Origin of the sequence: Quyinboa mangrovi (genome assembly GCF_042219825.1) — a bacterium.
In the GTDB taxonomy this organism is placed as follows: Bacteria; Bacteroidota; Bacteroidia; order Bacteroidales; family UBA5342; genus JBHJHP01.
Genome location: NZ_JBHJHQ010000002.1, coordinates 566,834 through 580,429 on the forward strand (window position 1 = coordinate 566,834; position 13,596 = coordinate 580,429).

Sequence of the window (13,596 nt, forward strand, 5' to 3'; positions counted from 1 at the left end):
TTAAAAATAAGGAATTTATTGAAAATCAAAAAAGTGTTAAATGTGGGAGTTGTAATTGGATTATAAGTTAATTCTCAAATTGATAACAATTGTACGCATCAATGAGCATTTCTAATGACAGTGTTTTCATTTATCCAACAACCAATTTTTACAGTATCGCCTTCATAAAAAAAACAATAACATTCTTCAAGGTCTGGTAAATAATTACTGTAAATGTTAATTAATTTGTTCACTTTCTCAGTCAATAAAGTATCAACTTCTTTTGCTTTTTCAAATTTATCTAAAGCCAAAAAATAAACCATCCGCTTTTCAAGGTTTTTATCAAAACATGAATCGGCTGTTAAAATGTAGGCGTAAGCAATTAAGATATATGCCTGACCACAATTAGGATCAATATCCAGTGCTTTTAGTGACATGTCCCTGCATCTTTCATACTTCCTTTGCTCTAATAGCTCTTGGGCTCTTTGCAGTAAAGAATCTGAACCGGTTAAATTATTAATTTGAGAAAAAGCTGAAAAAAAAGTAATAGGTAAGAATAAAATTGTAAAAGTTAATTTTAAATATTGATACTTTATTCCTTTCATGGTTTATTCCCTTTTATAATCTGATTCAATTTTGGTTGTATAATCCATATTCCAATAATCCAAAAAGCTATTATTACCATTTCCGCTAAATAATCACCTGGCTTAACAGGCCTTTTTAATAAATGTTTTTTATATGATTTTGCAGAAAAATTCAATAATAATAACATCGCAGGAAATCCAATTAATCCACCTAACATAATTAACAGGGTATGATCAGATGATGATTAGAAAAAATCTCTGAATGTCCACGCAAAAGGTATTCCTGAAATCAAATATAAAATCATCAATAGCTCTTCTTTGTAGTTTTTAGATTTATTATCTGAATTCAATTTACTGGTTACCTTACCGATTGAATAAATCCAGCCAACAGCAGTAAAAGCATAAAATTCGAATGTGATTAACCAAAAGTCAGTATGTAACGTTGCAATGAATAGAAATTGACTCAAAATCCAAACAAGGAATAGTTGCCAATGCTTTAGTTTTAAAAATATTTTCATGTTTTATTGACTTACTATCCACTCATAAAACGGGTCGCGTCCTTCTTTAAAATCTTTAAAGCTGGCTTCAATAATATGATCAGGAGTTATGGTTTTCAGATCCTTGTCTGTTCGTTTAAAGTATTTGGTAGAATACTGAACTGACAGACCTGAAGAGGGCAATTGCATTCGCTTTACTTCGCCCAGATGATTTGGTTTACCTGAGGTTTCTTCACCTACCAGAATAGCGTTGGTCATATTTCGAAAATCCATGGCATTTATAATTGCGGAGGAAAAAGTTTTGCGTCCGATAATGACATATAGTTTACCTTTTTTATTGGCTTTTTTTAGCGTTGATAATTCTTTAATCAGTTGGGTTCCCTGATCCGAGTTTCCGCCACCGTTAAAACGGATGTCGAAAATTATTTTATCAAAGTTGTTTGCTTTGATGGTATCAATAATCCGGTTCTGAAATTCTGTAAAAGAAGGTAAATCCTGAACATTTCCTCTGAATCCGGAAGGTACATGTTCCCGGCTCCAGCATTGCTTATACTGAATATAGTAGACGTTATTATCTTTGACAATTTTGTCCCAAAAGAGGTCTCTTCCATTTTGATAACATAGTGGGAGAGGTTCCGGTAATACCCTAACGGCATTACTTCTGTTGATTCTTTCGGGCTTTATGTTGTAATTTATGATGTCTCCGTTTTCATTTTCAATCTGTAGTTCTACAGTGTCTGAATCTGCAAATCCATAGTATTCTAAAAGCTGTATCGCAGGTAAAGTTTCCGGGATTATCTTTTTTACCGTTGCCTGGTTATCTATAGTTGTGATAGTTGAAAGCGAGTCAATTACTGTGTTTACTGGTGTTCCGTTTACTTTTAGCAGCTTGCCTCCCAGGATAGCTTCATTATCTCTGGTGGTTGTCTGGACAAAAATTCCGTCGTTAAACCACATCAGTCCCAAAGGGAGCATACGGTTAAAATCAAAGAATGGTTTGAGGCTTACAGAGGTGTGCATATCGCCCATGGAAGCGATGAGTTGTTGCAATTTTACGGCAATTTCAAAATCCGACAGCTCATTTTTTTGTGCAGCAATCCGGTCCAGACCATTATTAAAGTCCTGTTGGCTTTTTACCATAAATAAATTGTAATGCTTTTTAGGTAATTCGGTTTTCAGATAGTCGATATCAGCCCGCCAGTCAATGCTGCTGTTTTGAGCACAGGAAGCAATAGAAATAAAAATGTACAGGATAAGGATTGTATTTTTCATAATAGTGGCATTTAAATTAGAGTAGTAATTTGAATAATGCAATCAAGCGATAGATGTTTTCTTCCATTGGTTCACATTTTTATAAAAGGAAAAATATTTAAATAGTACATTTTTAACTTCCCTTTTCCAATTAATATGCTTACAATAATTGCATAAAATATATTTATGACATACAGTACCCCCATTACATAGAATAAGAGATTACTGTTGCTCCAATGGTTTATTTTTAGGAGGAACCATAATATGAAAGAGGAATAGAATATCAGGTTCCATAAAATTTGAAAATTTAAAAGATTAACACCTTGTTCATTCAAATCAATTATTTTATCACGTTTGGTTAGCCATAACACCATTGGAAGTATGATACTGCCAAGAGGGAAGAAGATACAAGCCAAAACAGATAAATGAAAATACTGTAAAAATTTTAAGTCCTTTTTTTTATTGTAATCAAGAAGGTTCTCAATATTAATTTCCAAAACCGTACATATGTTTTTTAATGTATTTCCCCGTGGTTGATTTATTCCCTTTTCTATACGCTGAAGTGTTCTCAGGTTAATATTTGCATTGTCAGATAGTTCTTCCTGGGATAATCCTTTTTGTTTTCTTATTTCTGAAATTTTTGAGCCAATTGTTTCCACCGAAATTCCTTTTTAAATATGGTTTCAAAATTACAACGGTAATGTTTAAACTGTTACGGTTTAAGCATGACATTTTTATGGCATTTGTGCCTGTATTCTGAAATTCATATTCGTAATAAAGACTAACAGGTTCATAATTATGGTTTTAGTATTTTGTGTACTATCAAAAGTAAGCATCAAATACTATATTTACAAGCTGTTAGACTTATATGTATTCAGTAAAAATAATAGAATCTGTTGGGTTTGGTTCAAGGTATATTGACAGAATATAAGACTGCCTTGTTCTGCAGAAAGTGCAAAAATTTTACTTCAGATCCAGTTTACTCATCTGTTTTTCAATCATTTTTACAGCAAATCTGGGAGCCAGTCGGTATAGTATATCTAAACCTTTGGCATCTTTTCCAACCATTGCCCGGAATTTATTTTTTTCTATGGCAAGTATGATTTTTTCTGCAGCCTTATCAGCAGGCAGCGCCATGTTGCTTTGTGTATCCTTTGAAGCTTTTTCTTCGGCTTCGGACTTAATGCCGGAGTTGGACATAATATTTGTATTCACGGCTCCGGGATGAATAACGGTCACGCCAACGTTAGTATGCCGAAGTTCTGCATATAATCCTTCCGTTAAAAGTTTCACTGCAGCTTTGGAAGCACCGTAAAATGTTTGTCCGGGGAAAGGAATAAAACCTCCCATGCTGGATATATTGGCAATGTGTGCTTCAGGACGTTTTAGCAGATAGGGTAAAAATGATTTAGTCATATACAATGTACCATAAAAATTAATATTTATAATGCGTTCAATCGTATCATAACCCAGGTCATTCACGTCAATAAATGGCTGAATAATTCCGGCATTATTGATTAATCCGTCCACTGCGCCATGCACCTTAATTACCGATTCAGGTAATTTCTCAACTTCATCACGTTTGGCAATATTAATTTCATGCGTTGACAGATTTGAACCTCCGGCCAGTGATGCAGTTTCCTGCATGCCTTTTACATTGATATCAACCATGGCAACCTTTGCCCCTTTAGACAAAAGCTGCAATGTAATTTCTCTGCCCATGCCGCTTCCGGCACCTGTAACGACTATAACCTTGTTATCTACTTTCATGTTTTAACTCGCTTTTGAAGCATTGTAATATTCCATGGCCTTATCCATCTTGCTTTCCAGGTATTTGATCCGGTTATCAGGACTTGGATGTGTGGATAAAAATTCCGGCGTTGTTGTTGCACTGTTGGCCATCATACGCTGCCAGAAAGTAATGGATTCCTTGGGATCGTATCCTGCCATGGCCATCAGGTACAGCCCCATCTCATCCGCTTCTTTTTCGTGTAACCGACTGTATGGCAACATCATTCCTACCTGTGAGCCTACACCGAAGGCAAGCATCGCTAAATTCTGAGTAGTTTCCTTCTCTTTTTCAAGGGCTTCAGATAGTGCCATGCCACCCAATTGCAGTGCCAGTTGCTGCGATAGCCTTTCATTGCCGTGTTCTGCAATGGCATGAGCAACTTCATGAGCCATGACCACGGCAACCCCGGTTTCATTTTCACATACAGGCATAATGCCTTCGTAAAATGCTATTTTCCCACCCGGCATGCACCATGCATTTAATTCGTCTGAGACTAACACATTATATTCCCATTTGTAATTATTTATCTCATCCTGCATATTGTTTTCCGTAAAGAATTTTTCTACGGCAGCTGAAATGTTGTGACCAACAGTCTTAACCATATCACGATATTTCTCATTATCGGAAATGGCATTTTCCTGTAGTACCTGTTCATAACTGCTTGCACTTAAAGACAACATCTGAGATAACGGGACGGCTTTAAACTGTTTTCTGCCTGTTAGGGGAACAGTAGCACAGGCGGTTAAAAATAAAACGCTTAAAATAATGCTGATTTGTTTCATAGACTTTTATGTTACCAAGTGAGAAATAGACAAATTATTTATCTTTCTGATAACACATTAACAAACAAATTCAGTATTTGTTAAAAGTGCCGGAATTTTATTGGTTTTGAATAAAGAAATAAGATTAACATAGTCTGTATTCAGGTTTTGAAGCAAGCAAAAAAGTCTGCCCCATATAAGAGACAGACTTATTTTACGTATGCATTTTTACTCTTTAGTTCTCAGGCTTTATAAAAACCGATGTCATGCTCAATGAACCAGCCATTGTTTTATCGTTGAACAACGATATTTCGTCCTTTCCTTCTTTTAATCCCAGAACGTATAACAAAGGCAGAAAGTGATCCGGCGTTGGAATAGCCAGTTGCAGGGCTTTCCCCTGCTGTTTATACTGCATTAACGCTTTGTGGTCACCCGATAGGATCCAGTCATTCATTTTGGTTTTGGCTTCTACGGCCCAGTCAAAACCATACCCAATGGTGTTCATATTTTCCCAGTCCACCATCCGCAGATTATGCACCAGGTTTCCACTCCCAATTATCAGAACCCCTTTACGGCGTAATGCGGCAAGTTCCCTCCCCAGGTTGTAGTGAAATTCCGGATCTTTCGTATAATCTATACTCATTTCTATTACCGGTATATCAGCGTTGGGGTAGAGGTGTTTGATCACACTCCATGCTCCATGGTCAAGTCCCCATTTCTGTGTCACATCCGCTTTGGTTGAACCGATTAGCTGCGACGTTTCTTTTGCCAGTTGAGGACTGCCCGGTGCCGGATACTGCACATCGTACAGTGCTTTAGGGAATCCTCCAAAATCGTGAATTGTTGGCGGCTGATCCATAGCAGTAAGGAATGTTCCACGCGTTTCCCAGTGTGCGGAAACACACAATATAGCCTTTGGCCTTTCGAATTTCGTACTTATATCATGAAAATTCCGCGTGAACTCATTATCCTCAATGGCATTCATCGGACTACCATGACCCAGAAACAGCAGGGGCATAAGCTCCGTGCTGTCCATGGATGTCAGTTTATTCAGTGCATTCAGTTTCATAGCTGCTCCTGTTAATGGAAGTAGGGACAGAATTTTGAGAAACTGTTTCCGTTCCATACTTCAGTTGTTATGCTTCTTGTTTTACAAATTGTACTTCAGCTGATATTTTTACATCATCACTCACCAGTACACCGCCTGTTTCAAGGGCTGCATTCCAGTTAAGTCCCCAATCTTTCCGGTTGATTTTTCCCTCAATAGAGAATCCTGCTTTGTAGTTACCCCACGGATCTTTATTGATACCACCGAATTCAACGTCGAAGGTCACTTCTTTGCTCACACCTTTAATAGTTAGCAAGCCTGTCAGTTTATATTCATCATCATCTAACTTTTTAAGAGAAATGCCCTCAAAGGTAAGAGCTGCATAATTTTCTGCATCAAAAAAGTCTGCACTCTTCAGGTGGTTGTCGCGGTCCTCACTATTTGTAAAAACCGATGCTGCTTCAATTGAAGCACTGATCTTTGCTTTCTCAAAATCCTCTCCTTCTATAAGTGCGCTAAACGATTTAAACTCGCCCCTTACATTGGAGATCATCATGTGTTTAACTTTAAACGTAATTTCGCTGTGTGAAGGATCTAATGTCCAGATTGTTTTTTTTGTTTCCATTTCCGTTATTTTTATTATTTATACTTTGTTCTTTTTTGTTGATACAAAGTACGGGCATCCTGTCACGCCAGAGGTATCACTTTTCGGAAAAGGAATTATAAAATCAGGAAATAAGCTGCTGCATTTCCTTGCGAAATTCACCGGGAGTTTGTCCTGACCTGCGTTTAAATACACTGGTAAAATAGGCATTTTCAGAATATCCCAGTTCAAAACCAATCTCAGAAATGGTTTTATCAGTGGTCATCAACAGGTTTTTGGCTTCTATCAACTTGCGTGTTTCTATGATTTCAGATACACTTTTCTGCATAATATTCTGGCAGATGATGTTCAGGTTACGGCTGCTCATAAAGAGCTTTTCAGCGTAAAATTCAACACCTTCTGGACGACGAAAATTTTCTTCGAGTGTCACCAGAAATGTTTTAAAAGTAGAGCTTTGTGTTTTAATCAGTTCAGAATCGTCCGGTACTAATTTTTTACGTTCGGATTCAACCATGGTAAAAAGTGCACTTAACAGGTGGCGGACAATCGAATAATCCGGTTGATCAGCTTCCGTTTCTTCCAGCATCATGCGACAAATGGTTTCCATTCTTTTAAAACAACGATCGGCCGGGAGCGGGATGTTTGCATTATTGTGATAATAGGTGTATAACTGGAAAGTGGTTTCTGGTATAAACTCACTTTTAAACCGGATAGCCCAGATATCACATTTCCCGTCTTTTAAATAGGGTATAACGCGGTGTATTTTACCCTTGGTTACAAAACTTACAAATGGGGCATCCATTTTTGTGGATTCAAAATCGATGAAATGTTCCAGACTGCCTTCCACACCGATCAGGAGTTCTTCATAATCGTGTGTGTGTGGGTTATTCTCAGATGTTTGAATGCGCTCGACATCTTCAGGGAAAACCCTGTTTATTTTGAACATTTCCTGCATATGCAACAAATTATATTTTCTATCAGAACAAAGTTAGCAGTTTAAAGTTGTGGAGGTGTTCATGTAATAATTTTAAATCAGTGAGATTGTGATTTCAGAAACGAAGTGAACTGAAATTACAAAGTCGAACTGATCCCGGGCTTTTGTAGAGGGATCTGTAGGTTTTATTTTCCAGCCCTTGAGGCGATTAAAGGAATAATTCAATTCCTTATTGATCCCGCTCTGCTCCGCGGCGGAATCGTTCATTACAGAGTTATATCGCACCTTTTTGTGTTCAAACAAGTAACTGAAGTAGGTTAGCGCCAACGGCGCGTAGTTAATTATGCATAGGATGCAGTCCTAGGCGAAGGAGAGGGAGAGGTGAAAATCAGTGCCAAAGGCACGTGGTATTTCAGCATCATGCGTAGCTTGATGCAATGGGCAGAAGGGCCAGAAAAGCACCAAAGGTGCGACGTCGATTAATCCCAAACGTATTTTTCTTCGAAATCAATGTCATTTTTCTGTAGTAATTTCAAATACTCCTTTTTGAAAGTATCTTTATTGTGATGTTGTTTTTGATTCTCAATGTACATTTCAACGCGTTTAACTGCATTCTGGCAAACAGAAAAACAACCGTAGCCTCTCTGCCAGAAAAATAACTCGAAACATTTCCCTTTGGTTTTTATCCACTTTGAAGAATGTGATTTAATCTTTTCAATAAGGTTCATTAAGGCCATCTTTCGTGAAAGGAGACATAAAATATGAATATGGTCCTTATAACCCCCAATTTTTACAGGATAACATTCATATTCTCTGCATATTGCACCAATATAACTGTAAAGTTCTTTTTCAATGTTTTCATCAATAAAAGGATACCTGTTTTTTGTTGAAAATGTGATATGGACATAATTCTTAACAAGAGACTGTGGCATGGTTGTTTAGTTTTAGGAATTAGATGATAAATTTAGTGAATACAGACCTTATCGTCAAGTTTGTACGGGCTATTTATTCTCACTGGATATAAATGCTGGATCAGTGCCAACGGCACGTGGTATTTCAGCATCATGCGTAGCTTGATGCGATATAACGAAAGATATTTATTGCCTGAATCCTCTTTCTGTCAGTTTGTTAGGTTGAACCAGGTTTAGCAGTCTGAAGTGTTGGTTTTTTGCACGAACCGGATTTATATCCAGACCACCACGACGGGTATAAAGGCAGCACACCATCAAATCGGTTGGAGAAAATATGTCATCCAGACGTTTGTAGATCATCTCGCAGATCTCCTCGTGAAAATGATTTTCGTTACGCAACGAAACAATGTATTTCAGCAGGGTAGTTTTATCCGGCATTGTTGGGCCTTCCATTGAGATGTAAACTGAACCCCAGTCAGGCTGATGCGTTACTTTGCAGTTACTGCGCAACAGATGGGTGGAAATTTTCAGTGAAGTGATCCCCGGGTGTGGCCTGAGAATATCAGGATTTTCTGAATATTCCTCAATGGTCAGATCAATCCCAACCATGTCTTCAAGTAATGGATAACCTACAAAATCAAAAGGCTGAACAGAAGCATTCTGATCAAAAAAAGTGACCTGAACGGTTGTTTTCAGAAGTCGCTCCAGGTCACGTTTAATTGTGACGCAGATGTTTTGTACCGCCGTTTCCCTTTCGGCAACGGTCCGGGTCATATTAAACGAGTTCAGATAAAGTTTCAGCGATTTACTTTCTACTATAAATTTACTGGAGCAGGCATATACAATTTTAAGCATGCCTGCAACCGGAAGTCCTTTCCCCAGTAAAAAACTGAATTCATAGGCGTGCCATACATCGACCCCGCAGAACGGTAGTTTCTCATCCTTTATATTGTACAACTCACGGTTTTCAGACCGTGGCACGGCAACCAGTACATCCGGAGTGTAGTGCTGAGGATACTGACTTTCTTTACCTAAATGTTGTTCTTCCGGTTTCATCATACACCTGCAATTCCGTCAAAATAAGTTACCTGAAGCCGTGGGGTGTAGCGGAATCCGTTTTTTATGGCAGTTTCCATGGCCATTAAGCGCGTTTGGGCCAGTTCTTCCGGGGTTGATCCAAGGGGCATCAGTACGATGTCTTCACTTTTCCAGCCTGTTAACCGGTCCAGGTACTGATCTTTTATCTCATTCGTTTCGTTCTCTGAGCTAATTACAAATTTAAGCTGAAAATCTTTTTCCAGCGAATTTTTACACAAATCAATGTAGTCTTGAAGCACCCTGATATTGATTTGTATCATTTTATAGTTGTCAGGATCAGCAGGCAGCACAATGCCTGCTTTTTTTACTTTTTCAAGGGTCGGCAATGCATTTTTTAATTTGGGAGAAATGCTGAAAAAATCTATCAGGTCAGCCAGCTTTTCATTAAAAATAGTTCCATTGGTTTCAATAGCTATTTTTATATCTGGTTTTTCTGAACGCAAATGTTTGATAAGATCCATCAGCCCGTTAGCCTGAATTAAGGGTTCGCCTCCCGAAATTACCAGCAAAGGAATGTTTCCCAGGTTATAGATTATTTTACGGGCGACATCTTCAGTATTCTCCAGGGTTTCAAAATCTGTGCTGAAAGAAGCGTGAGGTGTGTCACAGATACTTATATCGCCATTGGGAAGGTTCCACATACATCTTAAATTACAACCTGAGAGGCGTAAAAACAGGGCTGGCAAACCGGCCATTTTCCCTTCTCCCTGAATGGTTCCTGGAATGGTAAAACCCGTTGCCGGCTTTTTCTTTATGGGATTCCCGGCAGCATCTTTTGTGGCAGGAAAAATACCTTCCGGTGCTAAAAATAACTGACTCATGCTTTTCCCTCCTGATTTAATGCTGTGTCCATAACACCGGCTTCGGCAAATGCCCTGGCACGCAACAGACAACTGTCGCAGGTTCCACAAGGCGTTTCTCCACCACGATAACACGACCAGGTGTGACTGAAATCCACGTTGAGTTCTGCACCCAGTTTTATTTCCTCTGTCTTTGATTTAAATAAAAACGGTGCATGGATACTAATAGGTTTGTGCTCTTCAACAGCCATCAACGTACCCTGATTGATGGCGTTCTCCATAGCTTTGATGAAACTCTCTCGGCAATCCACATAGCCGGAATAATCCACCTGGCTTACACCGATAAAAATATGTTGGGCCTGAACTGATTCAGCGTAAGATGCAGCAACCGAAAGAAACACCATGTTACGTGCGGGGACATAGGTTTGAGGAATATCAGTGCGGTCCGCATCACCATCTTCTACCTGTACATCAGGATTGGTGAGTGAGCTGCTGCTCCCAAGGTTCAGGTTCAGACTGACAATTTTGTGTTCGGCCACACCGACTTGTTGTGATGAAGTTTTGGCACATTCCAGTTCCCGGTTATGTTTCTGTCCGTAATCGAACGACAGGGCATAAACCTGGTATCCCTCACTTTTGGCAAGGTAGAGCGCTATGGTTGAATCTAATCCACCCGATAGCAATACAACAGCCTTTTTCATGACTGCACCGGATATTTAATAAACTCTGTTGAACTATTGCCTGAAACGGCAAGCGAAGGCTCTTTGGCCTTATGTAATTGTTTATTTTTCATTTCCCTAGTTTTTTTTAGAGACAGGATGGTTTCGAACTGTCTGTGTTTAACGGCGCAAATTAAAGGAATATTCAGGGGCTTTGCAAATGATATTCAGTGTTCTTTACATAATAAAACAAAAAATTTATGTAAAAAAAACTTTACATAAAGTAAAAAATATATATCTTTGTGTCAAATATTTTAGTTTTATTGTTAAATATTATAAACTTACAGGATATGACTTATCAGGAAAAAGAAAACGTTGTAAACATCTTTAGTGGTTTGTTAATCACTATGGTTTACAGTTGGATTGTATACCAGAAACATGTTTCGGGAGTAATTGACCTTACCGCGGATTACAGAAAATGGGGTGTTGTATTTTTGATTTTTATTGGTGTTTCAGTAGTAGCCAGAATTATCATATACATTATATTTCACATTATTAATGCTATTGCTACACGCGAAGACAAAATACCGGTTGAAGACGAACGGGTAAAACTGATTAAATTAAAAGGCATGCGTAATTCATATTATGTGTTTTCAGGTGGTTTTGTACTTGGTATTCTTGGACTTTCAATCGGTTTACCGGTATATAGTATTTTTATTGTTTTTATCATCAGTGCCCTGCTTTCCGAAGTTGTTGATAACGGAACGCAGATTTATTTTCACAGAAAGGGGCTATAAATGAAAAAGATAATAAAAAGTAACATAAGACGCTTACGGTTCGATGCCGATGAAATGACACAACAGGAGCTGGCAGATAAAGTCAGTGCATCAAGGCAAACCATTGTTGCCATTGAAAAGGGCAAATACTCTCCTTCACTGGAACTGGCATTTAAAATATCAGATGTCTTTCATAAACAAATCAACGAAGTATTTATGTATGAGGAAGAGTAGCTTTAAGCCATGTTCTGGTTTTTTGTACTAATTGAAAGATTTTCATACTATGGCACCTTCGGTGTTGAAATTGTTTTGAGCTATGGAAGTAATATGTGATCCTGTGTAGGATGGAAATCCTGCTAATTATTTCTATCGGGTAATATTTTATTCACCTTAATTTGAATTAAGATGTGACGTGTATGCTCAAAATGTCATAAATCTTCGTTAAATCCCATATCCAAAATTTAATTTAATGGAGCCAAAACGATTTGATTATTGTGGATTTTAATACTTTTATTACTGACAATAAATTCAAGGGATAAACATTCACCTTGTTTAAATTCTATTTCTGTTTCCCATTTATATCCTTTAGGTGATTCGGCAGTAAGAGTGTAAGTACCTTCAGGACGAAAAACATTTACCGCATTTCCATCATCACAACTTATTCCGTCAGGGAAATATTTTTGTATGGTTCCAACATAATCACCATCCAGGTAAATACTTGTATATCCCAGGTCAATTTTATTCCATACAGTCAATAGACCCATATTCCCACCATAAGGATTACCGGGATTATAGCCTGTACCGCCCTCTAATTTTGTTCCATCACTTAGAACAATGTAATAACCCGTCAATTCAATTTCAGTTCCACCACCATAAACCGGGCAGGTAAAACAATCTAAAAAATCAACATACCTTGAAGTTGTTCTGTATAACAAACCGATTTGTGGATTATAATATTCCTCCTCTGTAACATCATAGCGTTCACTTACATAATTTTCTCCTATGTTATCACTATGATACCGGATTTTATAGGCTGAATAATTGCCTAATCCCATATTGATACTGGTTGTTGATTGTGTTACACTTTGCGTAGAAGTATTTGAAAAGAACATTCCAAACCCTGACCAGGTATTCTCAGCCATATTTATCATGGTTTTATAACCTCCATCCTCAAATGTATTATTTAATATATGATAGACTCCCACTTTTTTACCAGGTACATGTGAAATTAAAATATACTCCGCAAAACCTTTATTATTATAATATCTTTCTCCTGTAATCCTGAGTTTAATAAACTGAATATCCTGTGATTCATTATTTAATTCCGTAACAACCAGGCACAAAGTGCCTTCATCATAATCGCTTAATTTTCCATTTTCGGTATCTCTGGCAGTTACCTTGTAAATCCATTGAGCATTCTCTGATATCGGGAATAAATCTGGTGGTTTGTTTACTTTAATAGTAACATTATCTGTTGCTTCCAGTCCACCAGGATCTGTAACTTTGAGTTTGACATTGAAACTACCTGTTTCATTGAATACTTTTGGGTAATAATCTTCATTGGAATTTGTTCCGTCTCCAAAATCCCAATAGTACGTGAGTTCATCTTCATCCGGGTCGTATGACTGGCTGGCACTAAAAGTAACTACCAATGGCCTGTTACCTTCAGTTACGTCAGCACTGATAATTGCTACAGGACTGCTGTTTTCAAACTTTTCTTTGCAACAACTCCATAAATACAACGTTGCTCCAATGGCCATTAACAAAAACACATTATAAGTAATGCGCTCTTTTCTAAAAACAGTTTTCATGGGGTACTTTTTAAAGAAATTTTAATAAAGACGAATGTTACAAATGAAAATTATCATTGATATAAAAGGCTTTCCTATGAAAGAGGGGCTG

Annotated in this window: 17 protein-coding genes; 2 read left to right on the forward strand and 15 right to left on the reverse strand. The window is 37.7% G+C overall.

The window, feature by feature from the left end; genetic code table 11:
• Window positions 1-98: 98 nt before the first annotated feature.
• From ACE1ET_RS05645 to queC, 14 genes are all read right to left on the reverse strand, one after another.
• Window positions 99-584: a tetratricopeptide repeat protein gene (locus ACE1ET_RS05645; RefSeq protein WP_375727390.1), complete on the reverse strand. Its 486-nt coding sequence runs from the start codon at window positions 582-584 to the stop codon at window positions 99-101.
• Complete coding sequence (locus ACE1ET_RS05650) at window positions 581-781, reverse strand: hypothetical protein (RefSeq protein ID WP_375727391.1); 201 nt, start codon at window positions 779-781, stop codon at window positions 581-583. Before ACE1ET_RS05650 ends, ACE1ET_RS05645 begins: the two co-directional genes overlap by 4 nt.
• Before the next feature lie 27 nt (window positions 782-808).
• A complete protein-coding gene (locus ACE1ET_RS05655; RefSeq protein ID WP_375727392.1) occupies window positions 809-1,081 on the reverse strand; it encodes a hypothetical protein in 273 nt (90 codons plus the stop codon).
• A 3-nt stretch (window positions 1,082-1,084) separates the two neighbouring features.
• Window positions 1,085-2,332: a S41 family peptidase gene (locus ACE1ET_RS05660; protein WP_375727393.1), complete on the reverse strand. Its 1,248-nt coding sequence runs from the start codon at window positions 2,330-2,332 to the stop codon at window positions 1,085-1,087.
• Window positions 2,333-2,403: 71 nt separating this feature from the next.
• Complete coding sequence (locus ACE1ET_RS05665) at window positions 2,404-2,970, reverse strand: magnetosome magnetite crystal formation protein family (RefSeq protein ID WP_375727394.1); 567 nt, start codon at window positions 2,968-2,970, stop codon at window positions 2,404-2,406.
• Between the two features lie 304 nt (window positions 2,971-3,274).
• Entirely contained in the window at window positions 3,275-4,081 is an 807-nt protein-coding gene (locus ACE1ET_RS05670) for an SDR family NAD(P)-dependent oxidoreductase (protein ID WP_375727395.1), read from the reverse strand.
• A gap of 3 nt (window positions 4,082-4,084) precedes the next feature.
• Window positions 4,085-4,885: a M48 family metallopeptidase gene (locus ACE1ET_RS05675; protein WP_375727396.1), complete on the reverse strand. Its 801-nt coding sequence runs from the start codon at window positions 4,883-4,885 to the stop codon at window positions 4,085-4,087.
• Between the two features lie 214 nt (window positions 4,886-5,099).
• Window positions 5,100-5,990: a 4,5-DOPA-extradiol-dioxygenase gene (ygiD, locus tag ACE1ET_RS05680; RefSeq protein ID WP_375727397.1), complete on the reverse strand. Its 891-nt coding sequence runs from the start codon at window positions 5,988-5,990 to the stop codon at window positions 5,100-5,102.
• Window positions 5,991-6,000: 10 nt separating this feature from the next.
• Window positions 6,001-6,537 (reverse strand): YceI family protein, encoded by a 537-nt coding sequence (locus ACE1ET_RS05685; RefSeq protein WP_375727398.1) that lies wholly within the window; start codon window positions 6,535-6,537, stop codon window positions 6,001-6,003.
• A gap of 103 nt (window positions 6,538-6,640) precedes the next feature.
• Window positions 6,641-7,471 carry a helix-turn-helix domain-containing protein gene (locus ACE1ET_RS05690; RefSeq protein WP_375727399.1) on the reverse strand — a complete coding sequence of 277 codons (831 nt, stop codon included), beginning with the start codon at window positions 7,469-7,471 and terminating at the stop codon, window positions 6,641-6,643.
• A 458-nt stretch (window positions 7,472-7,929) separates the two neighbouring features.
• Window positions 7,930-8,382 (reverse strand): IS200/IS605 family transposase, encoded by a 453-nt coding sequence (gene tnpA / locus ACE1ET_RS05695; RefSeq protein ID WP_375727400.1) that lies wholly within the window; start codon window positions 8,380-8,382, stop codon window positions 7,930-7,932.
• Between the two features lie 165 nt (window positions 8,383-8,547).
• Window positions 8,548-9,420 (reverse strand): NADPH-dependent 7-cyano-7-deazaguanine reductase QueF, encoded by an 873-nt coding sequence (locus ACE1ET_RS05700; RefSeq protein ID WP_375727401.1) that lies wholly within the window; start codon window positions 9,418-9,420, stop codon window positions 8,548-8,550.
• Window positions 9,417-10,280, reverse strand: a complete 864-nt coding sequence (locus ACE1ET_RS05705) for a 7-carboxy-7-deazaguanine synthase QueE (protein ID WP_375727402.1) — start codon at window positions 10,278-10,280, stop codon at window positions 9,417-9,419. The genes ACE1ET_RS05700 and ACE1ET_RS05705 overlap by 4 nt, the downstream gene beginning before the upstream one ends.
• Entirely contained in the window at window positions 10,277-10,960 is a 684-nt protein-coding gene (gene queC, locus ACE1ET_RS05710; RefSeq protein ID WP_375727403.1) for a 7-cyano-7-deazaguanine synthase QueC, read from the reverse strand. Before queC ends, ACE1ET_RS05705 begins: the two co-directional genes overlap by 4 nt.
• 308 nt (window positions 10,961-11,268) lie before the next feature.
• Between queC and ACE1ET_RS05715 the strand changes: the two genes are divergently transcribed.
• Complete coding sequence (locus tag ACE1ET_RS05715; RefSeq protein ID WP_375727404.1) at window positions 11,269-11,715, forward strand: hypothetical protein; 447 nt, start codon at window positions 11,269-11,271, stop codon at window positions 11,713-11,715.
• The gene (locus ACE1ET_RS05720) at window positions 11,716-11,928 is read left to right on the forward strand and encodes a helix-turn-helix transcriptional regulator (protein WP_375727405.1); all 213 of its coding nucleotides are present in this window, start codon (window positions 11,716-11,718) and stop codon (window positions 11,926-11,928) included. It abuts the gene before it with no gap.
• A gap of 227 nt (window positions 11,929-12,155) precedes the next feature.
• Here ACE1ET_RS05720 and ACE1ET_RS05725 read toward each other — a convergent pair whose 3' ends face one another.
• The gene (locus tag ACE1ET_RS05725; RefSeq protein ID WP_375727406.1) at window positions 12,156-13,505 is read right to left on the reverse strand and encodes a PKD domain-containing protein; all 1,350 of its coding nucleotides are present in this window, start codon (window positions 13,503-13,505) and stop codon (window positions 12,156-12,158) included.
• Window positions 13,506-13,596 lie beyond the last annotated feature (91 nt).

Excerpts from the sequence above, each read along its gene's own strand:
- ACE1ET_RS05670 (WP_375727395.1), bottom strand. The coding sequence starts at position 4,081 with ATGAAAGTAGATAACAAGGTTATAGTCGTTACAGGTGCCGGAAGCGGC.
- ACE1ET_RS05725 (WP_375727406.1), bottom strand. The coding sequence starts at position 13,505 with ATGAAAACTGTTTTTAGAAAAGAGCGCATTACTTATAATGTGTTTTTG.
- tnpA (WP_375727400.1), bottom strand. The coding sequence starts at position 8,382 with ATGCCACAGTCTCTTGTTAAGAATTATGTCCATATCACATTTTCAACA.
- ACE1ET_RS05660 (WP_375727393.1), bottom strand. The coding sequence starts at position 2,332 with ATGAAAAATACAATCCTTATCCTGTACATTTTTATTTCTATTGCTTCC.
- ACE1ET_RS05720 (WP_375727405.1), top strand. The coding sequence starts at position 11,716 with ATGAAAAAGATAATAAAAAGTAACATAAGACGCTTACGGTTCGATGCC.
- ACE1ET_RS05700 (WP_375727401.1), bottom strand. The coding sequence starts at position 9,420 with ATGATGAAACCGGAAGAACAACATTTAGGTAAAGAAAGTCAGTATCCT.
- ACE1ET_RS05675 (WP_375727396.1), bottom strand. The coding sequence starts at position 4,885 with ATGAAACAAATCAGCATTATTTTAAGCGTTTTATTTTTAACCGCCTGT.
- ACE1ET_RS05705 (WP_375727402.1), bottom strand. The coding sequence starts at position 10,280 with ATGAGTCAGTTATTTTTAGCACCGGAAGGTATTTTTCCTGCCACAAAA.
- ACE1ET_RS05655 (WP_375727392.1), bottom strand. The coding sequence starts at position 1,081 with ATGAAAATATTTTTAAAACTAAAGCATTGGCAACTATTCCTTGTTTGG.
- ACE1ET_RS05645 (WP_375727390.1), bottom strand. The coding sequence starts at position 584 with ATGAAAGGAATAAAGTATCAATATTTAAAATTAACTTTTACAATTTTA.
- queC (WP_375727403.1), bottom strand. The coding sequence starts at position 10,960 with ATGAAAAAGGCTGTTGTATTGCTATCGGGTGGATTAGATTCAACCATA.
- ACE1ET_RS05685 (WP_375727398.1), bottom strand. The coding sequence starts at position 6,537 with ATGGAAACAAAAAAAACAATCTGGACATTAGATCCTTCACACAGCGAA.
- ACE1ET_RS05650 (WP_375727391.1), bottom strand. The coding sequence starts at position 781 with ATGTTAGGTGGATTAATTGGATTTCCTGCGATGTTATTATTATTGAAT.
- ACE1ET_RS05690 (WP_375727399.1), bottom strand. The coding sequence starts at position 7,471 with ATGCAGGAAATGTTCAAAATAAACAGGGTTTTCCCTGAAGATGTCGAG.
- ygiD (WP_375727397.1), bottom strand. The coding sequence starts at position 5,990 with ATGGAACGGAAACAGTTTCTCAAAATTCTGTCCCTACTTCCATTAACA.
- ACE1ET_RS05715 (WP_375727404.1), top strand. The coding sequence starts at position 11,269 with ATGACTTATCAGGAAAAAGAAAACGTTGTAAACATCTTTAGTGGTTTG.